The organism is Streptomyces sp. NPDC051662 (genome assembly GCF_040681655.1).
GTDB lineage: Bacteria > Actinomycetota > Actinomycetes > Streptomycetales > Streptomycetaceae > Streptomyces.
The window spans coordinates 69,602-91,075 of the sequence record NZ_JBFAZD010000017.1 but is presented as its reverse complement, the minus strand read 5'-3'; the positions used below and the strand labels follow the sequence as shown (position 1 = coordinate 91,075).

The 21,474-nt window shown below is 68.4% G+C and carries 21 protein-coding genes and 1 riboswitch; of the genes, 14 read left to right on the top strand and 7 right to left on the bottom strand.

What is annotated here, in order from left to right; genetic code table 11:
- The first annotated feature begins 65 nt into the window (after positions 1 to 65).
- Both AB0M67_RS26705 and AB0M67_RS26700 read left to right on the top strand, forming a co-directional pair.
- On the top strand, positions 66 to 1,034 hold the full coding sequence (locus AB0M67_RS26705; RefSeq protein WP_365749395.1) for a diacylglycerol kinase family protein: 969 nt from the start codon (positions 66 to 68) through the stop codon (positions 1,032 to 1,034).
- 317 nt (positions 1,035 to 1,351) lie between these two features.
- A complete protein-coding gene (locus AB0M67_RS26700) occupies positions 1,352 to 1,609 on the top strand; it encodes a WhiB family transcriptional regulator (RefSeq protein WP_004937597.1) in 258 nt (85 codons plus the stop codon).
- Positions 1,610 to 1,789: 180 nt separating this feature from the next.
- Here AB0M67_RS26700 and AB0M67_RS26695 read toward each other — a convergent pair whose 3' ends face one another.
- Together AB0M67_RS26695 and AB0M67_RS26690 are read right to left on the bottom strand one after the other, a co-directional pair.
- The gene (locus AB0M67_RS26695) at positions 1,790 to 3,286 is read right to left on the bottom strand and encodes a PAS domain-containing sensor histidine kinase (protein WP_365749575.1); all 1,497 of its coding nucleotides are present in this window, start codon (positions 3,284 to 3,286) and stop codon (positions 1,790 to 1,792) included.
- 350 nt (positions 3,287 to 3,636) lie between these two features.
- Positions 3,637 to 4,707, bottom strand: coding sequence for an SIS domain-containing protein (locus AB0M67_RS26690; RefSeq protein ID WP_365749393.1), 1,071 nt, complete (start codon positions 4,705 to 4,707; stop codon positions 3,637 to 3,639).
- A gap of 213 nt (positions 4,708 to 4,920) precedes the next feature.
- Between AB0M67_RS26690 and nagB the strand changes: the two genes are divergently transcribed.
- Entirely contained in the window at positions 4,921 to 5,703 is a 783-nt protein-coding gene (gene nagB / locus AB0M67_RS26685; protein WP_365749391.1) for a glucosamine-6-phosphate deaminase, read from the top strand.
- An 85-nt stretch (positions 5,704 to 5,788) separates the two neighbouring features.
- Here the strand turns inward: nagB and AB0M67_RS26680 are convergent, their stop codons facing one another.
- The 4 genes from AB0M67_RS26680 to AB0M67_RS26665 form a co-directional block, all read right to left on the bottom strand.
- Positions 5,789 to 7,369 carry a glycoside hydrolase family 3 N-terminal domain-containing protein gene (locus tag AB0M67_RS26680; RefSeq protein ID WP_365749389.1) on the bottom strand — a complete coding sequence of 527 codons (1,581 nt, stop codon included), beginning with the start codon at positions 7,367 to 7,369 and terminating at the stop codon, positions 5,789 to 5,791.
- An 8-nt stretch (positions 7,370 to 7,377) separates the two neighbouring features.
- Positions 7,378 to 8,292, bottom strand: coding sequence for a carbohydrate ABC transporter permease (locus AB0M67_RS26675; protein ID WP_365749386.1), 915 nt, complete (start codon positions 8,290 to 8,292; stop codon positions 7,378 to 7,380).
- Complete coding sequence (locus tag AB0M67_RS26670; RefSeq protein ID WP_365749384.1) at positions 8,289 to 9,284, bottom strand: sugar ABC transporter permease; 996 nt, start codon at positions 9,282 to 9,284, stop codon at positions 8,289 to 8,291. Before AB0M67_RS26670 ends, AB0M67_RS26675 begins: the two co-directional genes overlap by 4 nt.
- Positions 9,285 to 9,415: 131 nt before the next feature.
- Positions 9,416 to 10,714: a sugar ABC transporter substrate-binding protein gene (locus tag AB0M67_RS26665; protein ID WP_365749382.1), complete on the bottom strand. Its 1,299-nt coding sequence runs from the start codon at positions 10,712 to 10,714 to the stop codon at positions 9,416 to 9,418.
- Positions 10,715 to 11,003: 289 nt separating this feature from the next.
- On the opposite strand from AB0M67_RS26665, the gene AB0M67_RS26660 reads away from it, so the two are divergent.
- From AB0M67_RS26660 to AB0M67_RS26630, 7 genes are all read left to right on the top strand, one after another.
- A complete protein-coding gene (locus AB0M67_RS26660) occupies positions 11,004 to 11,768 on the top strand; it encodes a GntR family transcriptional regulator (RefSeq protein ID WP_365749573.1) in 765 nt (254 codons plus the stop codon).
- Positions 11,769 to 11,912: 144 nt separating this feature from the next.
- On the top strand, positions 11,913 to 12,170 hold the full coding sequence (locus tag AB0M67_RS26655) for a DUF3311 domain-containing protein (RefSeq protein WP_365749380.1): 258 nt from the start codon (positions 11,913 to 11,915) through the stop codon (positions 12,168 to 12,170).
- Complete coding sequence (gene mctP / locus AB0M67_RS26650; RefSeq protein ID WP_365749378.1) at positions 12,167 to 13,801, top strand: monocarboxylate uptake permease MctP; 1,635 nt, start codon at positions 12,167 to 12,169, stop codon at positions 13,799 to 13,801. The genes AB0M67_RS26655 and mctP overlap by 4 nt, the downstream gene beginning before the upstream one ends.
- Before the next feature lie 126 nt (positions 13,802 to 13,927).
- Positions 13,928 to 14,070: riboswitch (cobalamin riboswitch) on the top strand.
- 151 nt (positions 14,071 to 14,221) lie between these two features.
- Entirely contained in the window at positions 14,222 to 16,612 is a 2,391-nt protein-coding gene (locus tag AB0M67_RS26645; RefSeq protein ID WP_365749376.1) for a ribonucleoside-diphosphate reductase subunit alpha, read from the top strand.
- Complete coding sequence (locus AB0M67_RS26640; protein WP_365749374.1) at positions 16,612 to 17,640, top strand: ribonucleotide-diphosphate reductase subunit beta; 1,029 nt, start codon at positions 16,612 to 16,614, stop codon at positions 17,638 to 17,640. The genes AB0M67_RS26645 and AB0M67_RS26640 overlap by 1 nt, the downstream gene beginning before the upstream one ends.
- Positions 17,641 to 17,881: 241 nt before the next feature.
- Entirely contained in the window at positions 17,882 to 18,316 is a 435-nt protein-coding gene (locus tag AB0M67_RS26635) for a hypothetical protein (protein WP_365749372.1), read from the top strand.
- Positions 18,313 to 18,663, top strand: coding sequence for a transcriptional regulator (locus AB0M67_RS26630; protein WP_365749370.1), 351 nt, complete (start codon positions 18,313 to 18,315; stop codon positions 18,661 to 18,663). The genes AB0M67_RS26635 and AB0M67_RS26630 overlap by 4 nt, the downstream gene beginning before the upstream one ends.
- Here AB0M67_RS26630 and AB0M67_RS26625 read toward each other — a convergent pair.
- Positions 18,652 to 19,167 carry an ATP-binding protein gene (locus AB0M67_RS26625; protein WP_365749368.1) on the bottom strand — a complete coding sequence of 172 codons (516 nt, stop codon included), beginning with the start codon at positions 19,165 to 19,167 and terminating at the stop codon, positions 18,652 to 18,654. The two genes, AB0M67_RS26630 and AB0M67_RS26625, sit on opposite strands and share 12 nt — an antisense overlap.
- 175 nt (positions 19,168 to 19,342) lie before the next feature.
- On the opposite strand from AB0M67_RS26625, the gene AB0M67_RS26620 reads away from it, so the two are divergent.
- The 4 genes from AB0M67_RS26620 (at position 19,343) to AB0M67_RS26605 (ending at position 21,466) form a co-directional block, all read left to right on the top strand.
- Positions 19,343 to 20,182: a helix-turn-helix transcriptional regulator gene (locus tag AB0M67_RS26620; RefSeq protein WP_365749366.1), complete on the top strand. Its 840-nt coding sequence runs from the start codon at positions 19,343 to 19,345 to the stop codon at positions 20,180 to 20,182.
- Entirely contained in the window at positions 20,179 to 20,400 is a 222-nt protein-coding gene (locus AB0M67_RS26615) for a DUF397 domain-containing protein (RefSeq protein ID WP_365749364.1), read from the top strand. Before AB0M67_RS26620 ends, AB0M67_RS26615 begins: the two co-directional genes overlap by 4 nt.
- Positions 20,401 to 20,448: 48 nt before the next feature.
- Positions 20,449 to 20,970, top strand: a complete 522-nt coding sequence (locus AB0M67_RS26610; RefSeq protein WP_365749362.1) for a DUF6879 family protein — start codon at positions 20,449 to 20,451, stop codon at positions 20,968 to 20,970.
- Between the two features lie 118 nt (positions 20,971 to 21,088).
- Complete coding sequence (locus tag AB0M67_RS26605; protein ID WP_365749360.1) at positions 21,089 to 21,466, top strand: nuclear transport factor 2 family protein; 378 nt, start codon at positions 21,089 to 21,091, stop codon at positions 21,464 to 21,466.
- Positions 21,467 to 21,474: the final 8 nt, after the last annotated feature.

Here is a 21,474-nt window from a genome sequence, read left to right as displayed (position 1 = left end):
ACAGGCCCCGCCGCCCCGGGCTCCCGGGGACGGGCCTTCGGCGCCCGGCCGGTAATCTGCTCGGCATGCGCGCACTCCTTGTGGTCAATCCGGCAGCAACCACCACCAGTGCCCGCACACGAGACGTACTGATCCACGCGCTCGCCAGCGAGATGAAGCTGGAAGCGGTGACCACCGAGTACCGCGGACACGCCCGTGACCTGGGCAGACGCGCCGCCGACTCGGACGACATCGAGCTGGTCGTCGCCCTCGGCGGTGACGGCACCGTCAACGAGGTCGTCAACGGACTGCTGCACAACGGCCCCGATCCGGAGCGGCTGCCGCGTCTCGCGGTGGTCCCCGGCGGTTCGACCAATGTCTTCGCCCGTGCGCTCGGACTGCCCAATGACGCGGTCGAGGCGACCGGCGCGATCCTGGACGCGCTCGCCCTGCGGAGCGAACGTACGGTCGGTCTGGGACTGGCGGCCGGGACACCGGGCACCGAGGACGAGTCCGTGCCGTCGCGCTGGTTCACCTTCTGCGCCGGCTTCGGCTTCGACGCGGGGGTGATCGGGCGGGTCGAACAACAGCGGGAGCGCGGGAAACGCTCGACGCACGCCCTCTATGTGCGCCAGGTGGTACGGCAGTTCCTGGAGGAGCCCCACCGGCGAGGCGGGCTGATCACACTGGAACGCCCCGGTGAGGATCCGGTGAAAGATCTTGTTCTCTCCATAATCTGCAACACCGCCCCCTGGACCTACCTGGGCAATCGTCCGGTGTACGCGTCTCCCGCGGCCTCTTTCGATCTGGCTCTCGATGTCCTCGGGTTGAGCAGAATGTCGACCCCCGCGGTGGCCAGATATGCGACCCAATTGCTCACTTCGACCCCCGATCGGGGCCCCCGCGGACGCCATGCGGTGTCTCTTCATGACCTGACCGACTTCACCTTGCATTCCAAGGCGCCCCTCCCGTTCCAGATGGACGGCGACCACCTTGGACTGCGCACGAGCGTGACGTTCACAGGCGTACGCCGTGCACTGCGTGTGATTGTGTGAGTGGAAGGGGCCAAAGTCCTTTCACTCGAACGTTTAGGCTGGCATCCACCCCATGGAAGTACGGCTGTGACCTAGTCGACACCGAGGAATCAAAAAAAACTTTCCAGAAGGGGTTGTATCCGCCGCCGAGGTTTGCGAATCTCTACATGGCGCTCGGGACGGCCCGCAACATCGGCCTCCCTGAGAACCAGAACCCCTCCTCAAACCAAGGACCCCACCAGTTTCTGCTGGCGGTCGGCCCTTCCCTTGTCGAGGGATTCGTGAAAGCGTTCACATTCACAAGCAATCTGCATGTAATACCAAGAGAGGTAGCAGCCATGGACTGGCGTCACAACGCCGTTTGCCGCGAGGAAGACCCCGAGCTGTTCTTCCCCATCGGCAACACCGGTCCTGCGCTGCTGCAGATCGAGGAAGCCAAGGCCGTCTGCCGTCGCTGCCCCGTCATGGAGCAGTGCCTGCAGTGGGCACTTGAGTCCGGCCAGGACTCGGGTGTCTGGGGTGGCCTCAGCGAGGACGAGCGCCGCGCTATGAAGCGCCGCGCCGCTCGTAACCGGGCGCGTAACGCGACCGCCTGAAGCACCCCGCCACGAGCCCTGGCCGGCGGAGCGTACAGCGTGTACGCATAGCCCCGCCCCCGAAACGCAGCGCGCAGTACCCCCCGATGCGCATCGCAAAGTGAGCTTCGAGCCGAGCCCCGGACCGTCACCACGGTCCGGGGCTCGCTGCTGTGCCGGGCGGTACTTTGAAGACACGCCCTACTTCTGGGGCTCCACCGGGATGTCCAGCATCACGCGCGTACCGCGCACCGGCGCCGGCACCATGTCGAAGCCGCCGCCCAACTCGCCTTCCACCAGGGTCCGTACGATCTGGAGCCCCAGATTTCCGGCGCGCTGCGGATCGAACCCCTCGGGCAGCCCGCGCCCGTCGTCCTGAACGGTGATCATGAGACGGGCGTCCGAGCGCGCGCCGTCGCCGCGCTTGGTCCCCGGCGAGTCGCCGCTGCGGACCGCCGAGACATCGACGCGGCCCTCCTCCCCCGGTGCGAAGGCGTGCTCCAGCGCGTTCTGGAGAATCTCGGTGAGCACCATCGAGAGAGGCGTGGCCACTTCGGCGTCGAGCACACCGAACTTCCCGGTACGGCGGCAGACGACCTTGCCGGGCGAGATCTCGGCGACCATGGCCAGCACCCGGTCGGCGATCTCGTCGAATTCGACGCGCTCGTCCAGATTCTGAGACAGCGTCTCGTGCACGATGGCGATCGAACCGACGCGCCGTACGGCCTCGTTGAGCGCCTCCCTGCCCTGCGCCGAGTCCATCCGCCTGGACTGGAGCCTGAGAAGCGCGGCGACCGTCTGGAGGTTGTTCTTCACCCGGTGGTGGATCTCCCGGATGGTGGCGTCCTTGGTGATCAACTCGCGCTCGCGGCGCCGCAGTTCCGTCACATCGCGAAGCAGCACCAGAGAGCCGATCCGGGTGCCCTTGGGCTTGAGGGGGATGGCGCGCAGTTGGATGACGCCACCGCTGCCCTCCACCTCGGTCTCACGGGGCGCGTAGCCGCTGGCCAGTTTGACCATGGCCTCGTCCACCGGGCCGCGCGCGGGAGCCAGTTCGTCGGTGGTGCGGCCGAGATGGTGTCCCACCAGGTCGGACGCGAGTCCCAATCGGTGATACGCGGAGAGGGCGTTGGGGCTCGCGTACTGGACGACCCCGTCCGCGTCCAGCCGGATCAGCCCGTCACCGACGCGTGGGGAGGCGTCCATGTCGACCTGCTGGCCGGGGAAGGGGAAGGACCCGGCGGCGATCATCTGGGCCAGATCGGAGGCGGACTGGAGATAGGTGAGCTCCAGCCGGCTGGGGGTGCGGACCGTGAGCAGATTGGTGTTGCGCGCGATGACCCCGAGGACGCGGCCGTCGCGCCGTACGGGGATGGACTCGACCCGTACCGGCACCTCCTCACGCCACTCCGGGTCGCCCTCCCGGACGATCCGCCCCTCGTCGAGCGCCGCGTCCAGCAGCGGCCGGCGGCCACGCGGAACGAGATGGCCGACCATGTCGTCCTGGTAGGAGGTGGGTCCGGTGTTGGGCCGCATCTGGGCGACGGACACATAGCGGGTGCCGTCGCGGGTGGGGACCCAGAGCACGAGATCCGCGAAGGAGAGATCGGAGAGCAGCTGCCACTCCGAGACCAGCAGATGGAGCCACTCAAGGTCGGACTCACTGAGGGCTGTGTGCTGGCGTACGAGGTCGTTCATGGAGGGCACACAGGCGAGCGTACTCGCGGCGCGAACCCGGACGAACCGTGGTCTGTACTGGAGGGTTCGCGGGAAATAGGCTCGGTACACGCATGGACAGCCAGAATGGTCTAGTCCACAATGCTGTATGAGCCTCCGCCCTCCCCGCACAGGAGGGTGGACCGAGGTACCGGCGCTCTCTGCCCTGACTGCGACGGGACCTCTCCCAACGGCCGCGCGGGACCGCACACCTGCCGGCCGTAGCAACTCCGGGCTGCGGTGCCGGACGGGTTGAGGGTCCCGTCGCGGCGCCGCGGCCCGCGGGTACGGTGCCCATCCGGAAGGCGGTCAGCCGGTCTCCGGAGTCGCGGTCAGCCGCTCTCCGGAGTTTTCGCCATCGTGCGCGGTGCGTCCGGATCCTGGCCCCTGGCGATGGCGACCTCGTGGGCCAGCACCTGCAACGGCAGGATCTGCAGGATCGGCTGAAGCTCCTCAGGAACCCCGTCCGTCGGCAGCACGAACCCCGCGGACGCGGCCTCGACCTCCGGCCGGGACCCCACGACGAACAGGTCGGCTCCCCGCGCCCGCAGTCGGGCGAGGACCGGCTGAAGGGCCTCACCCCCCTTGCCCTCGGGGACGATCGCGATCACCGGCGAGATGTTGTCGACCATCGCGAGCGGCCCGTGCAGCAGATCGGCGCCGGAGTAGGAGAGCGCGGGGATGTAGCAGGTCTCCATGAGCTTGAGCGCCGCCTCCTTCGCCGTCGGATAGCCGTAGCCCCGGGAGATGATCACCATCCGCTCGGCGAAGCGGTAGCGCGAGGCGAGCGTCCGTACCTCGTCCGTGCGGGCCAGCACCCGTTCCGCGAGGTCCGGCAGCGCGCGGGCCGCCGCGCCGTCACGGCCGCCGAGCGCCTCGGCGAAGAGGTAGAGGGCGAGCAGCGAGGCGGTGTACGACTTGGTGGCGGGCAGCGCCCGCTCCGGGCCCGCCAGGACGTCGAGATGGAACTCCGCCACGGCGGTCAGCGCCGAGTCGGGGTTGTTGGTCACCGCGAGCGTGGTCGCGCCGGCCTCCCGCGCGGCCCAGGTGGAGGCCACCAGATCGGGCGAGCCGCCCCACTGGCTGACCCCAATGACCAGCACATCGGTGAGGTCCGGCTTCGCGCCGTACGCCGTCGTGGTGGACATGGAGGCCAGTCCGCAGGGCAGTCCGCACAGGATCTCCAGCAGATACTTCGCGTAGAGCGCGGCGTGGTCGGACGTACCGCGGGCGGTGAGCAGGACGAAGCGCGGCTCGCGCGCGGCGATGGCCGCCGCCACTTCGCGGACGGCGGGCGCGCCGTCCCGGAGGATCCGCCGCAGTACGGTCGGCTGCTCGGCGACCTCCGCGTACATGAGGGCGCCGGCCCGCTCGCACGACTCGCCCGACAGCGCGGCAGACATGCTGGGTGCCCTCCAAAGTCGGTCGTGCCCCTCGGCCCTTCCCAGTCGACCATGGGCCGCCGTGCCCCCGCCACCGGGCCGCCACCCGTATCGTTCCCCGCCCATCCCCCGCCCGTCTCCGGCCTTTTCCCCCACGTTGGGGACGGTCCGGCACCCTCTGATAGAATTGGTCTATACCACAAAAGTCTCCATTCCAGATTGGCAGGGTCCAGCGTGGAAGTTGTCATCGTCCAGAACGCCGCGGCAGGTGGCGAGCTCATCGCGGACAGCATCGCCGGCCTGCTGCGCCGCACGCCCGACGCCCTGCTCGGTGTGGCCACCGGCTCGACCCCCCTGCCCATCTACCAGGCGCTGACGGCCAAGGTGCGCTCCGGCGAGGTGGACGCGTCGCGCGCGCGGATAGCCCAGCTGGACGAGTACGTGGGGCTGCCCGCGGGCCACCCCGAGTCGTACCGCTCGGTGGTCCTGCGCGAGGTCGTCGAGCCGCTGGGGCTGAGCGAGAGCGCCTTCATGGGACCGGACGGCGCCGCCGAGGACGTCCAGGCGGCGTGCGAGGCGTACGACCGCGCGCTGGCCGAGGCCGGCGGGGTGGACCTCCAGCTGCTCGGCATCGGTACGGACGGGCACATCGGCTTCAACGAGCCCTGCTCCTCGCTCGCCTCGCGCACCCGCATCAAGACGCTGACCCGGCAGACCCGCGAGGACAACGCGCGCTTCTTCGACAGCCCGGAGGAGGTGCCGCACCATGTCATCACGCAGGGCATCGGCACCATCCTGGAAGCCCGCCATCTGGTGCTGCTCGCCACCGGCGAGGGCAAGGCGGAGGCGGTCGCGCAGGCCGTCGAGGGCCCGGTCGCCGCGCTCGTACCGGCCTCCGCGCTCCAGCTCCACCCGCACGCCACGGTCGTCGTGGACGAGGCGGCGGCGTCCCGGCTGAAGCTCGCCGACTACTTCCGCGCCACGTTCGCGTCCAAGCCCGACTGGCAGGGCATCTGAGCATCACCCGCACGACACGACGGTGCCGGGCCGCCCCCGCGAAGGGGCGGCCCGGCACCGTCGTTTCAGCGGCTTTCCCGGGCGGTCACTCCCGGCGGCCCGTGATGACCTCCGCGGCGGCCCGTCCGCAGACCCGCGCGGCGCCGTGGGTCGCGATGTGCAGCGCGCCCCGGGGCTCGGCCTCGTTCACGCCCATCTCCACCACGATCGTCTCCGGCCGGGCGGCCAGCACGGCGTCCAGCGCGTCGGACATCCAGCGGTGGCGGTGCGCGTCGCGTACGACGGCGACGATCGTACGGTCGCCGGCCGCGGCGAGCAGCTCGCCGGCCATCGCGGCCGGGTCCGTCCCGGCCGCTTCCGCGCCGCTGTACGAGCCCGTCTCCGTACCGGGAAGCAGCCGCTCCAGCTCGGCCGCGACGCCCCACGGGGTCTCGTCCCCGACGGCGATGTTCGCGACGGGGGTGAACGCGGCGACGTAGGGCGCTTGCGTGAGGGGCCCCGCGCTGCCCGTCACCCGCACGGCGCGGCGGGCCGCGACCAGGCCGATCTCCGTACGGGACTCGACGCCGGTCCCGACGCCGGACGCGCTGCCCGACGCGGTGCCGGGCGCGGTCCCCTCCTGCGAATCCGCGCCCGGCTCCGAAGCCCCCCTGACCCGCAGCGTCCAGTCGGCGAGTCCGCGCACCCGCGCGGCGGCGTCGGCCAGTCGCTCCTCGGGCAGTTCGCCGTTCCGTACCGCCGTCACCAGCGCGTCGCGCAGCCGCAGTACGGTCTCCTCGTCCGCCAGGCCGCCGCCGACACAGATGGCGTCGGCGCCCGCGGCGATCGCGAGGACGGAGCCACGCTCGATCCCGTACGTCGAGACGATGGCCCGCATCTCTATGCCATCGGTGACGATCGGGCCCTGGAAGCCCAGCTCCTCACGGAGCAGACCGATGAGGATCTGCGGGCTGAGGGTCGCCGGGTGGTCCGGGTCGAGCGCGGGAAGCAGGATATGCGCGCTCATGACCGATTTGGAACCCGCCGCGATGGCCGCGCGGAAGGGCAGCAGATCGCGGGCGTGCACTGTGGCCAGGTCCACGTCGATACGGGGCATCGCGTGGTGCGAGTCGACGGAGGTGTCGCCATGGCCGGGGAAGTGCTTGGTGCAGGCGGCGACCCCGGCGCTCTGCAGACCCTCCACATACGCGGCGGTGTGCCGGGCCACCAGTGCCGTGTCGGCGCCGAAGGACCGTACGCCGATGACGGGGTTGTCCTGGTTGGAGTTCACATCGGCCGAGGGGGCCCAGTTGAGGTTGACCCCGCACTCGGCGAGGCGCCGGCCCAGCTCGCGGGCGACGGCCCGGGTGAGGTCCACGTCGTCGACGGTGCCCAGGGCGTAGTTGCCGGGGAAGGAGGAGCCCTGCTTGACCTCCAGACGGGTGACATCGCCGCCCTCCTCGTCGATCGCGACGAGGACGTCGTCCCGTTCCGCCCGCAGCCGCGCGGTGAGCGCGGTGAGCTGCTCGGGCGAGGCGATGTTGCGGCCGAAGAGTCCGACGGAGGAGAGGCCCTCGCCGAGGCGCCGCAGCAGCCAGTCGGGGGCGGTGGTGCCGAGGAATCCGGGCTGGAGCACGGCGAGTGCGTCGCGGGTGAGGGTGTCCGTACTGCTTACGAGTGTCGTCATCGGCGGTCCTAACCCTTCACTGCGCCTGAGGTGAGGCCAGTTGCCATGTACTTCTGCACCAGGAGGAAGAAGGCCACGACCGGGATGGCGATCAGGGTCGAGGCGGCCATCAGGGCTCCGTAGTCGATACCGCGCGAGGTGGTGAAGTTCATCAGCCACACGTTCAGCGTGTACTTGTCGTTGTCCTGGAGCACGACGTAGGCGAGGAGGTACTCGTTCCACGCCGTGATCAGGGAGAAGATCGCCGCCGCGGCGAGACCGGGGGCGAGCAGCGGGAAGGTCACCCGCCAGAAGGCACCCATCCGGCTGCAGCCGTCCACCATCGCGGACTCCTCCAGCTCCGGCGGGATGTTGACGATGAAGCCGCGGATCATCCAGGTCGCGAAGGGGAGCGTCGAGACCAGATAGATGACGATGACGCCCCAGTACTCGTTCAGCCCGCCCAGGTCGTTGAGCTGGATGTAGATGGGGATCAGCATCGCGGTCGGCGGCAGCAGCTGCACGACGAGCAGCACGATCATGAAGAACTTGCGGCCGCGGAAGCGGAAGCGGCCGATGGCGAAGGCGGCGATGGTGGCGAGCAGCATGCCGCCGACGACCGCGACACCGCAGATGATCAGGCTGGACTGGATGGCCGTGCCGAAGTTCGGCTGGTCGATGGCCCGCTGGAAGTTGTCCCAGGAGATCGACGAGGGCCAGAGGGTCTGGTCGTAACTGCGGATCTCGTGGTTCGGCCGCAGGGCGCTGATGACCAGCCAGTACACCGGGAAGGCCATGAGGACGAACACGGCCAGGCCCACGATGTTGTAGACGAGCCGGTTCTTCTTGCGGTCCCGGCGCAGGACCTGCCGGCCGCCCGGGCCGGTGTCCCGCTCGGTGTCCGGGCGGAGGGCCCCGGAGGTGGAGGCGGTGGAGGCGCTCATTCGACCTCTCCGATCTTGAGCAGCTGACGCAGGTAGTACACGGCGACACCGGAGAGCAGCAGGACCGTGATGAGGGAGATGGCCGCACCCTGGCTGAACGAGTTGGACTCGAAGGCCTTCTCGAACGAGTAGATCCCGAGGACCGAGTACTCCGGCTCCGGCTTGTTGCCGCGGATCAGGAAGATCTGGCCGAAGATATTGAAGTCCCACAGGACGGACAGGGTGGCCACCATCTGGAACACCGGCTTGATGACCGGCCAGGTGACAAAGCGGAAGACCCCGGCGACGCCCGCGCCGTCGAGGGCCGCGGCCTCCTCCAGTTCCCGGGGGACCTGAGTGAGCGCCGCGTAGAGCGTGACGGCGACGAAGGGGATGGCGCCCCAGACGACGACGGCTCCGATGATGAGGAAGCCCTGCTTGGGGTCGAGGAACCAGTTGTGGCCCTGGGCGTCGATCCCGAGGTACTTGGTCAGCACCATGTTCAGGACGCCGTAGTCGGAGTCGGCGAACCAGCGGAAGATGGAGGTCGCCACCAGCAGCGGCATCGACCAGGCGGCCACCAGCGCGCCGGTGAGCAGCAGACGTACCCAGGTGTCCATGCGCTGCATCAGCATGGAGATGCCGAGCCCGATCCCCATCGTGGCCACCACACAGGCGACCATGAAGATGATGGTCCGCCAGACGACGGCCCAGAACTCGCCGTCGCCGAGGATATTGGTGAACTGCTCGAAGCCCACCCAGGGGGCGGCCTCCCCGGTCCACAGCTCACGGCGGCCGACGTCCTGGAAGGACATGAGGATCGTCTTGATGAGCGGCCAGACGAAGACTGCGGCGATCGCGACGAACGCGGGGGCTATCAGGAGGTACGGCAGCAGCGCGCCGGCCTTGCGCCGCTTGCGCTGCCCGCCCGCGGGCGGCTGGGAGCCGGATCTCTCGGGGACGCGTGCGACGGCTACCGGAGGGTCGGCTGCTTTCATGTCGGCGGCACTCACTGTGCTGGCCTTCCGTTCGGACCTGGTACCGGAGTACGGGGGGCGGCGGAGCCCTCGCGGGCCCGCCACCCCCCGTAGGCGATCAACAGAGTCGGAGACAAAGGAGTCGGAGACTCAGAAGCTCGGCGGACTCAGGACTCTTCGTTGATCAGCTGGTTGATCTCCGCGTCGGCGGCCTTCGTGGCGTCGGCGACCGACTTGCCCTTGATGATGTCGAGCAGCATCACCTCAAGGACTTCCTTCTTCTCGATGGCCGTCCAGCCCGGGGCGATCGGGGTGAACCAGGCGTCGGGAACGGCGTTGGCGATCGGCGCGGTCTCCGGCTTCGCCTTCAGCGGCTCCAGCTGCTTGGTGTTGTTGGGCAGGATGTTCTTGGAGGCGAGGACCTCCTGCGACTTGCCGCTGGTGAAGGCCGCGATCCACTCCTCGCCGAGGTCCTGGACCTTGGACTTGGAGATGGTGGCGAGGTCGGAGCCGCCGATGAAGGACGGCAGGGCCTTGCCGTCGGGGCCGGGCATACCGGCGGTGAGGATCTTGTCCTTCAGCTTCGGGTTGCCGTTCGCGGCGGAGTCGACGACGCTGCCGGCCTCCCAGCCGTTGCCGTAGAGAAGCGCGGTCTTCTCGTTGGCCATGACGTTGGCGTGATCCGCCTCGTCCTTGGTCGTGTCGCCGTGGTTGTACTTCTTCACCAGGTCGACGAAGTGCTGGATGCCCTTCTGGGCCTCCGGGGTGGAAAGGGTGGCCTTCCACTCCTTCGCGCCCTCGTCGTACTTGGCTATCTGACCGCCGTACGCCGCTACGTAGGACATCGCCGCGTACCAGTAACGGCCCGGCAGATAGAGCGGCGAGAACGCCTTGTCCTTGCCGTACTTGGCGCCGACCTTGTCGAGCGCCGTGGTGAGCTCGGCCTCGGTGGTGGGCAGCTGGTCCGAGCCGGTACCGGCCTTGAACATGTCCTTGTTGTAAATGGCCACACGCGCACCGGCGTAGTAGGGCACGCAGTACTGCTTGCCCTCGAAGGAGCAGGTGTCCTTCAGACCCTTGATCCAGGTGTCCGAGTTCTCGTACTTCTTGGGGTCGATCTCGCCGAGCGCACCGTTGAGGATGTACGTCATGGTCTCGGTGTTGCCGAGCTCGACGACATCGGGGTACTTGTCGCCGGCCAGCGCCGCGTCGAGCTTCTTGGCCTTGTCCGCCCACTGCTGGTACTGGACCTTGACCGTCACGTTCGGATACTTCGTCTTGAACTGCGCGTTGACATCCTTGACCAGCTCCGGCCAGGTGCTCTGCGCGTCCGACATGAGCCAGACGGTCAGCGTCTCCTTACGGTCCTTGGGATCCTTGGACGCCGAGCCTTCATCCGAACCACACGCGGCAATACCGACCATCATGCCCGCGACGCCGACCGTCGCGATGAGCTTGCGCTTCACGCCACCCTCCTCAGGGATGCCTGCAACCCCTGCCCACCGCGAAGACCGCGAAGACTTACGACGAGTACTGCTGGGGCTGGGACCTGGTCTTTAATGGTTTAGACCAGTACGGGGAGCTTGGCCTAGACCTTTAGGGGTGTCAAGGGTGTATAAGAAGGGCAGTCGTGTCCGTTATCGGACCGACACCTGAGGCAGGGCGACGACCCGTGGCCGGACCGTGCCACCATGTGAGCCGCGACAGACGGAGGAGCCGGTGACGGCAGCAGCACAGGAGTCGGGAAGGCAGACCATGGCCACGGACGGGGGCGGTACGGAGACCGAGAGCGGCCCCGCCACCCGTACCGCACGCGTACCCAAGTACTACCGGTTGAAGCGCCACTTGCTCGATATGACGGAGACGCTGCCGCCGGGTACACCGGTGCCTCCGGAGCGCACGCTCGCCGCCGAGTTCGACACCTCGCGCACCACCGTGCGGCAGGCGCTCCAGGAGCTGGTGGTCGAGGGCCGGCTCGAACGCATCCAGGGCAAGGGCACGTTCGTCGCCAAGCCCAAGGTCTCGCAGGCGCTCCAGCTCACCTCGTACACCGAGGACATGCGGGCCCAGGGCCTGGAGCCCACCTCGCAGCTGCTGGACATCGGCTATGTCACCGCCGACGACACCCTGGCGGGGCTGCTGGACATCACCACCGGCGGGCGCGTGCTGCGGATCGAGCGGCTGCGGCTGGCCAGCGGCGAGCCGATGGCCATCGAGACCACGCATCTTTCGGCCAAGCGCTTCCCCGCGCTGCGCCGTTCGCTCGTCAAGTACACCTCGCTCTACACGGCGTTGGCGGAGGTGTACGACGTACGTCTGGCCGAGGCCGAGGAGACCATCGAGACCTCGCTGGCCACCCCGCGCGAGGCCGGGCTGCTCGGTACGGATGTCGGGCTGCCGATGCTGATGCTCTCGCGGCACTCACTGGACGCGGCCGGTGAACCGGTGGAGTGGGTACGGTCCGTCTACCGCGGCGACCGCTACAAGTTCGTGGCCAGGCTGAAGCGCCCGGCCCACTGACGGCCGCCGCCGGCGACCGCCCGCGCACCCCTGTTCGCATACCGTTGATGTAACGACATTCGGACAGGGGCTTACGCTGACCAGCGCCTTCGCTTAGATTTCCTGCTCATTACCACAGGCGATCAACGAGGGAACGGAGCCGCGGTGTCAGAAGTTCCGGAAGAGAAACCGCCCCCCACGGTCACCCCGGCGCGGGTGATCATCGCTCTCTGCCTCCTCGCGCCCTTCGTGGCGATGCTCTGGGTCGGGTCCTACGCGAAGATCGAGCCGACATTCATCGGCATCCCCTTCTTCTACTGGTACCAGATGCTCTGGGTCCCGGTCTCGGCGGTGCTCACGATGACCGCCTACCAGCTGTGGAAGCGTGACCAGCGCTCCCGCGAGGGAGGTGCGTCGAAATGAAGGACGGCGTGAACGGCGTCGCACTCGCCGTCTTCATCTTCTTCTTCGTGGCCGTTACCGTCATGGGGTTCCTGGCGGCTCGCTGGCGCAAGGCCGCCAATGAGAACAGCCTCGACGAATGGGGCCTCGGCGGACGGTCGTTCGGCACCTGGGTCACCTGGTTCCTGCTCGGCGGCGACCTCTATACGGCGTACACCTTCGTGGCCGTACCGGCGGCGATCTACGCGGCGGGCGCGGCCGGCTTCTTCGCCGTGCCCTACACGATCCTGGTCTACCCGCTGATCTTCACCTTCCTGCCCCGGCTCTGGTCGGTGTCGCACAAGCACGGATACGTGACCACCTCGGACTTCGTGCGGGGCCGGTTCGGATCGAAGGGCCTGTCGCTGGCGGTCGCCGTCACCGGCATCCTGGCCACGATGCCGTACATCGCGCTCCAACTCGTCGGTATCCAGGCGGTGCTGGACGTGATGGGCGTCGGCGGCGGCGAGAACACCCACTGGTTCATCAAGGACCTGCCGCTGCTGATCGCCTTCGGTGTGCTCGCCGCGTACACCTACTCGTCGGGGCTGCGGGCGCCCGCGCTGATCGCCTTCGTCAAGGACACGCTGATCTACATCGTGATCGTCGTGGCGATCATCTACATCCCCATCAAACTGGGCGGGTTCGACGACATCTTCGCCAAGGCGGGCGACGCCTTCGCGCAGACCAACCCGGCGACCGGCCAGCCACGCGGCGCCCTGGCGCCGGGCGAGGCCGGGCATTGGGGCTATGCCACGCTGGCGCTCGGTTCCGCGCTCGCGCTCTTCATGTATCCGCACTCCATCACGGCGACGCTCTCCAGCCGCAGCCGCGAGGTGATCCGGCGCAACACCACGATCCTGCCGCTGTACTCACTGATGCTGGGCCTGCTCGCGCTGCTCGGCTTCATGGCGATCGCCGCCGGAGTCAAGGTGGAGAACGGACAGCTGGCGATCCCGCAGCTCTTCGAGACGATGTTCCCCGACTGGTTCGCGGGGGTGGCCTTCGCGGCCATCGGCATCGGCGCGCTGGTGCCGGCCGCGATCATGTCGATCGCCGCGGCGAATCTCTTCACCCGCAATATCTACAAGGACTTCATCAAGCCGGACGCGACCCCCGCGCAGGAGACCAAGGTCTCGAAGCTGGTCTCGCTGCTGGTGAAGGTGGGCGCGCTGGCCTTCGTCCTGACCATGGACAAGACCGTCGCGATCAACTTCCAGCTGCTGGGCGGGATCTGGATCCTCCAGACGATGCCGGCGCTGGTCGGCGGTCTCTTCACCCGCTGGTTCCACCGCTGGGCGCTGCTCGCGGGCTGGGCGGTCGGCATGGTCTACGGCACGGCCGCGGCGTACGGCGTGGCCAGCCCGACCCAGGCGCACTTCGGCGGCTCCTCCAAGGAGATCCCCGGGCTGGGTGAGATCGGCTACATCGGCCTCACCGCGTTCGTGCTCAACCTGGTGGTGACGGTGGCGCTCACCTTCGTCCTGCGCGCGGCCAAGGCTCCGGAGGGCACGGACGAGACGAGCCCGTCCGACTACACGGCGGACGCGGGCGACCCGGGCGTGAAGGCCGAGCTCCCGGCAGCGACATCGGGCGGCCCCGGCGGCCACTGAACGGCCGGCGCCCGGCTCGACGGGCCGTCGGATCCCTGGGAAAGACAGGGATCCGGCGGCCTTTTCGCTGTCCGCGCGGGCCCGAACGTAATGACGCACGACACAACATCTGGGGGGTGGTTCCCGAGCCAGCCCCCACATGTATGCTCGACCTCGCTGTCGACGCAGGGGAATCCGGTGCGAATCCGGAACTGTCCCGCAACGGTGTGATGTGGTGTGCTTTGCCATACCCACGAGTCCGAACACCTGCCGACAGTGCGTCCGGTTCGACCGAATCGGACGCCGAGACGTCCGGGCCTCGTGGATGGGCCGGTGGGCGCCGTACGCCGTGCCGCCCGGATCCGGGTCGTACGGTCCGTACCGCGAGAAACAGCCCGCTCCCCTCCCGACGGTCCAGAGCCGAGCGAGGGAGAGCACCACGTGACCATCGCGCCAGCCGATCCGGCTTCAGGCATCTCCGAGGCCGCCGCGCGGGCGGCCGACGGACCCGGGACCGCACTGCTGCGGACCCTGACGGACCTGACCGCCGATCTGCCCGACACCGACCCCGGAAGAGTCGCCGCCGCGGCGCTGCGCGGCCGTAACGCCCGGTCGGACGAGGCCGAGCTGCGCGAGCTCGCCACCGAGTCGGCCGCGGGGCTCATCTCCGAGGACCCCGCCTACTCCCGGCTCGCGGCCAGGCTGCTGACCCGCACCATCGCCGACGAGGCCGCGGGCCAGGGCGCCGTGGCGTTCTCCGCGTCGGTCGCCGTCGGCCACCGCGAGGGCCTGATCGCGGACCGTACGGCCGCCTTCGTCACGCTGCACGCCGACTCCCTCGACGCGCTCATCGACCAGGAAGCCGACGACCTCTTCGGCTACTTCGGGCTGCGGACCCTCTACAGCCGCTATCTGCTCCGCCATCCGATCACCCGCCAGGTCATCGAGACCCCGCAGCACTTCATGCTGCGCGTGGCCGCCGGACTGGCCGAGGACGAGAGCCTCCGCGCGCTCGACGAAGTCGCCGCGCTCTACCGGCTGATGAGCCGGCTGGACTACCTCCCCTCCTCCCCCACCCTCTTCAACTCCGGTACGCGCCACCCGCAGATGTCCTCCTGCTACCTGCTGGACTCCCCGCTGGACGAACTGGACTCGATCTACGACCGGTACCACCAGGTGGCGCGGCTCTCGAAGCACGCGGGCGGCATCGGCCTCTCGTACTCCCGTATCCGTTCGCGCGGTTCACTGATCCGGGGCACCAACGGACACTCCAACGGCATCGTCCCGTTCCTGCGCACCCTCGACTCCTCGGTCGCCGCCGTCAACCAGGGCGGCCGGCGCAAGGGCGCGGCCTGTGTGTATCTGGAGACCTGGCACGCGGATCTGGAGGAGTTCCTGGAGCTGCGCGACAACACCGGCGAGGACGCGCGCCGTACGCACAATCTGAATCTCGCGCACTGGATCCCGGACGAGTTCATGCGCCGGGTCGAGTCGGACGGCGTCTGGTCCCTGTTCTCCCCCGTCGATGTGCCGGAGCTGGTCGACCTGTGGGGCGACGCGTTCGACACGCGGTACCGCGAGGCGGAGGCCGCCGGCCTGGCGCGCAGGACGATCCCGGCCCGCGAGCTCTACGGCCGGATGATGCGTACCCTCGCCCAGACCGGCAACGGCTGGATGACCTTCAAGGACGCCTCGAACCGTACGGCGAACCAGACCGCCGAGCCCGGCCGCGTCGTCCACTCGTCCAATCTCTGCACGGAGATCCTGGAGGTGACGGACGACGGGGAGACCGCCGTCTGCAACCTCGGTTCCATCAACCTCGGTTCGTTCGTACTGGCCTCGGGCGACCTCGACTGGGAGCGGCTGGACGAGACCGTCCGTACGGCCGTGACCTTCCTCGACCGGGTCGTGGACATCAACTTCTACCCGACCGAGCAGGCCGGCGCCTCCAACGCGAAGTGGCGCCCGGTGGGCCTGGGCGCGATGGGCCTCCAGGACGTCTTCTTCAAGAAGCGGCTGCCCTTCGACTCCGCCGAGGCCGCGGCCCTCTCCACGAAGATCGCCGAGCGGATCATGCTCGCCGCGTACGAGGCGTCCTGCGCGCTCGCCGAACGCAACGGCCCGCTCCCCGCCTGGTCCGAGACGCGCGCCGCGCGCGGGGTGCTGCACCCCGACCACTACGACGTGGAGCTGAACTGGCCGGAGCGCTGGGACGCGCTGCGCGCCCGGATCGCCACGAGCGGTATGCGGAACTCCCTGCTCCTCGCGATCGCCCCGACGGCGACGATCGCCTCGATCGCGGGCGTCTACGAGTGCATCGAGCCGCAGGTCTCCAACCTCTTCAAGCGCGAGACGCTCTCCGGGGAGTTCCTCCAGGTCAACTCGTACCTGGTGGACGAGTTGAAGCGGCTCGGCGTCTGGGACGCGCAGACGCGCGAGGCGCTGCGCGAGTCGAGTGGCTCGGTGGCGGGCTTCGACTGGATCCCGGCGGAGGTGCGTGAGCTGTTCCGTACGGCGTGGGAGATCCCGCAGCGCGGTCTGATCGACATGGCGGCGGCCCGTACGCCGTTCCTCGACCAGAGCCAGTCGCTGAACCTGTTCCTGGAGACGCCGACCATCGGGAAGCTCAGCTCGATGTACGCGTACGCCTGGAAGAAGGGCCTCAAGACGACGTACTACCTGCGCTCGCGCCCGGCGACACGGATCGCGCGGGCGGCGCGGGGATCGTCGGAGACCCGGCCGGCGTCCGTGCCCGTACCCGCGCAGGCGGTCTCCGAAGAGGCGATCGCCTGCTCCCTGGAAAACCCCGAGTCCTGCGAGGCCTGCCAGTAATGACCACCGAGACGACCGTGACGAACGCCAAGAACCTCCTGGACCCGGGCTTCGAGCTGACGCTGCGGCCCATGCGCTACCCGGACTTCTACGAGCGCTACCGCGACGCGATCAAGAACACCTGGACGGTGGAGGAGGTCGATCTGCACTCCGACGTCGCCGACCTCGCCAAGCTCTCCCCCGGCGAGCAGCACATGATCGGCCGGCTGGTCGCGTTCTTCGCGACGGGCGACTCGATCGTGTCCAACAACCTGGTGCTGACGCTGTACAAGCACATCAACTCCCCCGAGGCGCGGCTCTATCTCTCCCGCCAGCTCTTCGAGGAGGCCGTACACGTCCAGTTCTATCTGACGCTGCTCGACACCTATCTGCCCGATCCGGAGGACCGCGCGGCGGCCTTCGACGCGGTGGAGGAGATCCCGTCGATCCGTGAGAAGGCGCGGTTCTGCTTCAAGTGGATGGACTCCGTCGAGACGATCGACCGCCTGGAGTCGAAGGCGGACCGCCGCCGCTTCCTGCTGAATCTGATCTGCTTCGCGGCCTGTATCGAGGGGCTGTTCTTCTACGGCGCGTTCGCGTACGTCTACTGGTTCCGCTCGCGCGGTCTGCTGCACGGCCTGGCCACCGGCACCAACTGGGTGTTCCGTGACGAGACGATGCATATGAACTTCGCGTTCGAGGTCGTGGACACGGTCCGCAAGGAGGAGCCCGACCTCTTCGACGACGCCCTTGAACAGCAGGTCACGGACATGCTGAAGGAGGCTGTCGACGCGGAGCTGCAATTCGGCCGGGACCTGTGCGGCGACGGTCTGCCGGGCATGAACACCGAGTCGATGCGCGAGTACCTGGAGTGCGTCGCGGACCAGCGCCTCCAGCGGCTGGGCTTCCCGGCGGTCTACGGCTCCCAGAACCCGTTCTCGTTCATGGAGCTTCAGGGCGTCCAGGAGCTGACGAACTTCTTCGAGCGCCGCCCGTCGGCGTATCAGGTCGCGGTCGAGGGCACGGTCGGGTTCGACGACGAGTTCTAGGCCGACCTTGCGCGGCGGAGGGGCCGACGAGCGGGCAAGTACTTTCCCGATTGGAAAGTTAATGCCATGATGGCAAGCGTCGGGCCGGTTCGTGGGCCCCCTCAGCAAGGATCCGGTGCCCCCCATGCCGTCGCAGGAGAAGCCGCAGGCAAAGCCGCGGGAGAAGCCGCGGGAGAACACGTCCCTACACCCGAAACCCGATGGCGGGTCGTGGGCGCACGCCGCGGACGCTCTGAGGGACGTGGAAACGGCCAGGGCGCGGGCCCGCCTCAAGGCCGGCCTGGCTCCGGCGTGGTACGGGCCGGCCGTGGCGGCGTCACTGGTGGCGCCGGCCCTGGTGCGGGCCTGGAGCCAGGACAAGGTCGGCCCGGCGGCTCTGATGGCGCTCTTCGTATCGTTCGCGGGGCTCGCCGTGACCCTCGCGCTCGTCGCGGTCGCGCGGAGGAGGACGGGGGTGCTGGTGACCCGGTCCTGGCCCGCGCGTCTGCGGCGGAGCCGGGTGATGCTGCCGGTCGTCCTCACGGCGGGCCCGCTGGCGGGAGCGCTGTGCTGGGGACTCGGAGCGGGGGAGGCCGCGATCCAGATCGTGGGCTTCACCGTATGGGGACTCGGCGTCTGGTGCGCGTGCGTCGTCCGCAACGTGGCGATCAACCGCGCGCTGCGAGAGCTCGCGTGACCGGCGGCCCGCCGGAACCGGTGAGGGCGGTGCTGGACGAGATCATCCAGCATCCGACCCGGCTGACCGTGGTCGCCTTCCTCTCCGCCTGCGACGAGGCCGAGTTCGCCGCCGTTCGCGACGGCTGCCAGGTGTCCGACTCGGTCCTCAGCAAGACCGCGTCCGCACTGGAGGCCGCCGGATACGTGAACGTCCGCAAAGGCCATGTGGGCAAGCGCCCCCGGACCTGGCTGTCCCTCACCCCCGAGGGCCAGGAAGCTCTGGCCAGGCACATCACGGCGTTGCAGGACATCGTGGCCACGGCGGCGAGAAGGGCGGTCGCCCCGGCGGCGTCGTCATCCGACTGACGCGGCCGGACGGTAGTCCACCTCGGCCCAGACGGTCTTGGTGGTAAACGCGTCACGAACACTCCACCCCCACCGGTCGGCATACGCGGCGACGAGCAGCAGCCCGCGCCCGTTGGTCGCGTCCGGTGGGGGCGGGCAGGCGAGGCCGGGCACCTGGGGAAACCGGTCGGGCCGGGTATCGAGAACCTCGATCCGAACGACGGCGGACGCGAGAGCCAACCGCACCTCGAAGTCCCGCCCGGGGGTACGGCCATGGGTCACGGCGTTCGCGGCCAGCTCGGCGAGTACGGCGACGACCACGGCGGCGGTGGACGTCGTACGCGGAATCCCCCACTCGTCCAACTGCTGCGCGACAAGCAACCGCGCGAGACGGGCACCGCGATGGCTGGAACTGAGCCTGATCCGAGAGGGCGGATACAGGGGCGAAAGCGGCGGTGGGGCGGCGAGTTGAGCGGGGGCGGCCGGCTCCGTCGGGGCGATGAGGGAGGCAATTTCCGACTTCATAGAGTAACGGTCCCGTTACGCGGATAGCCTGACCAGGGCGGACGGGCGTACCTGTACAGCGTGTACGGGGCGGGTGCGTTTTTGTACGGGTCGCCAGCCGTGCCGTTCGCGCAGTACCGGGCGTTGGCTGGTAAGAGGCATTCGCAAATGGCACACACGTTGGAGTGTGAGACGTATGGGAACCGGCCGCACGAAGAAACAACGATCCCACACCGACGACCGACCGAGCATCTGGGTCGGCTACGGCAAATTGGTCAAGCTCTTCCGGACCAGGGCCGGGCTGACCCAGGAGGCGTTCGCCGAGGTGGTGGGCTACTCGTACGAACAGGTCGCGTCCATCGAACAGGGCCGACGGCCGGCCAAGGCAATGTTCACGGAGAGAGCGGAACTGGCGTTGAACGCGCAGGGGGCGCTGGCGGTCCTGCAAGACGATGTGGACCTCGCGAAACTCCCGTTGTTCTTCCAGGACTTCGCCCTGATTGAGGCGGAAGCAATCAGTCGAACGTGCTACGAACCTTTGCTCATCCCTGGATTGCTCCAGACCGAGGACTACGCGCGAGCCTTGTTCTCGACGCATTGCCCACCACTCAGCGAGGAGATGATCGAACAGCACACTGAAGCCAGGCTCAGCCGACAGAAGCTGCTGACGCGAACACCCATGGTGGAGACGTGCTTCATCATCGGCGAAACAGCCTTGATGAGTATGGCGGGCAGCCCGGAGGTCGTGCGAGGGCAGCTTCAGCACCTCCTGAAGCAAGGCGAGCTGCGCAACGTCGAGATCCAAGTCATGCCCGCGGACCGGGGTTTCCACCCGGGATTGAACGGGCCCGTGGTCCTCATGGAGACCTTGGAGCACCGCCACGTCGGCTACATCGAGTCCCAGGGAGTTGGGCTGGTGATCACCGACGCCGCACAGGTCAGTGGCTTCAGCCTGCGCTATGGCAAGCTGCGAACGCAGGCCCTGAACGCGGAGGAGTCTGCGCAACGGATCGAGCGCTTGGCAGGGGAAGCATGAGCAGTGAGCAGGTTGACGCCCGCCTCGCCCAACTGGCCTGGTTCAAGAGCAGCTACAGCGGTTCGGACGGCGGGGACTGCGTAGAGGTGGCCGTCGCCCCCACCGCCGTCCACGTCCGCGACTCGAAGAACACCCAAGGCCCCATACTTCACATCCCCGCCGCCCCCTGGACCGCCTTCCTCTCCTTCACAACCACCGAGCCCCCCGTACCCGCCTGACCCCGCACCCACCAGCGCGCACGGGGTCGATCCTGAGAGGGGCAGGCGATGAGGCCGAAGGTTCCCAGCTTCGAGGAACTCCTCAGCTCCGCAGAGCACACCGCCGTCCACCTTGAGATGCGGGACGCCTACGCCGTCGCCGAGGAGCGCGAGGACGTGGCCCGCTGGTCCGGCGGGCAGTGGACGGTGGAGGACGGACGGCGTTCGCTCGCCGGATGGCTGGCACTGGTTTCCACGACCGCGGCCCGTGGGGTCGTGTTCCGCAGAGCGCGCATCGTGTCCGAGCCGGTAGCGGATTACATCCGGTTCGAGCATTTCACCACGCCTCTGAACATCGAGGCCGGGGAACAGGTCCGCTGGCTGCCCCGCCGTCAGGCTTTGGGTATCGCCTTGCCCGCCAACGACTTCTGGCTCATCGACGGCAGGCTCGTGCGCTTCAACCACTTCTCCGGCATCGGCGAGGCCGCCGAACCCGAGATGTCCGACGATCCGGCCGTGGCCGGCTTGTGCGCTTCGGCCTTCGAAGCGGTGTGGGAAAGGGCCGTCCCGCACGACGAGTACAAGATCTGACTCGGTACAGATCGAGGCGGCAGGCGCTGGCTAGTGCTGTGACCGGGATGGTTCACCGTGGTCGGGAGACGGCTCACGGGACGAGCGCGGTCCGCAAGGCGACTGGTATTACTGGTGTATGCAGAAAGAGACCGCGCGGTCCGCGATCGACACGTTCATCTCCGCGTTCAACGCCTCGGACGACAGCTATGTGACTGCGCTGCTCCCCCAGGCCCTAACCTCGGACGTGGTCTTCTGGGGACCGTTGGGCCGCAGTGAGGGGATCGAGGCGGTCGAGCGGTTCGTGCTGGACATCCGGCGCCACCCCGCGGGGACCGGCACGATGGTGCGCTGTTCGGCGGTGGACATGCCGGACGAGTGGGCCCGGTACCAGTGGGTCTTCACGACGCCGGATGGAGGCCCCCGCCTGGCGGGAACGGACGTCGTCCATCTGCGGCGGAGCCTCATCGACCAGGTCATCGTCTTCGCGGGGGAGATCGAGCCGTCCGCCTCCTGAGTCATTCT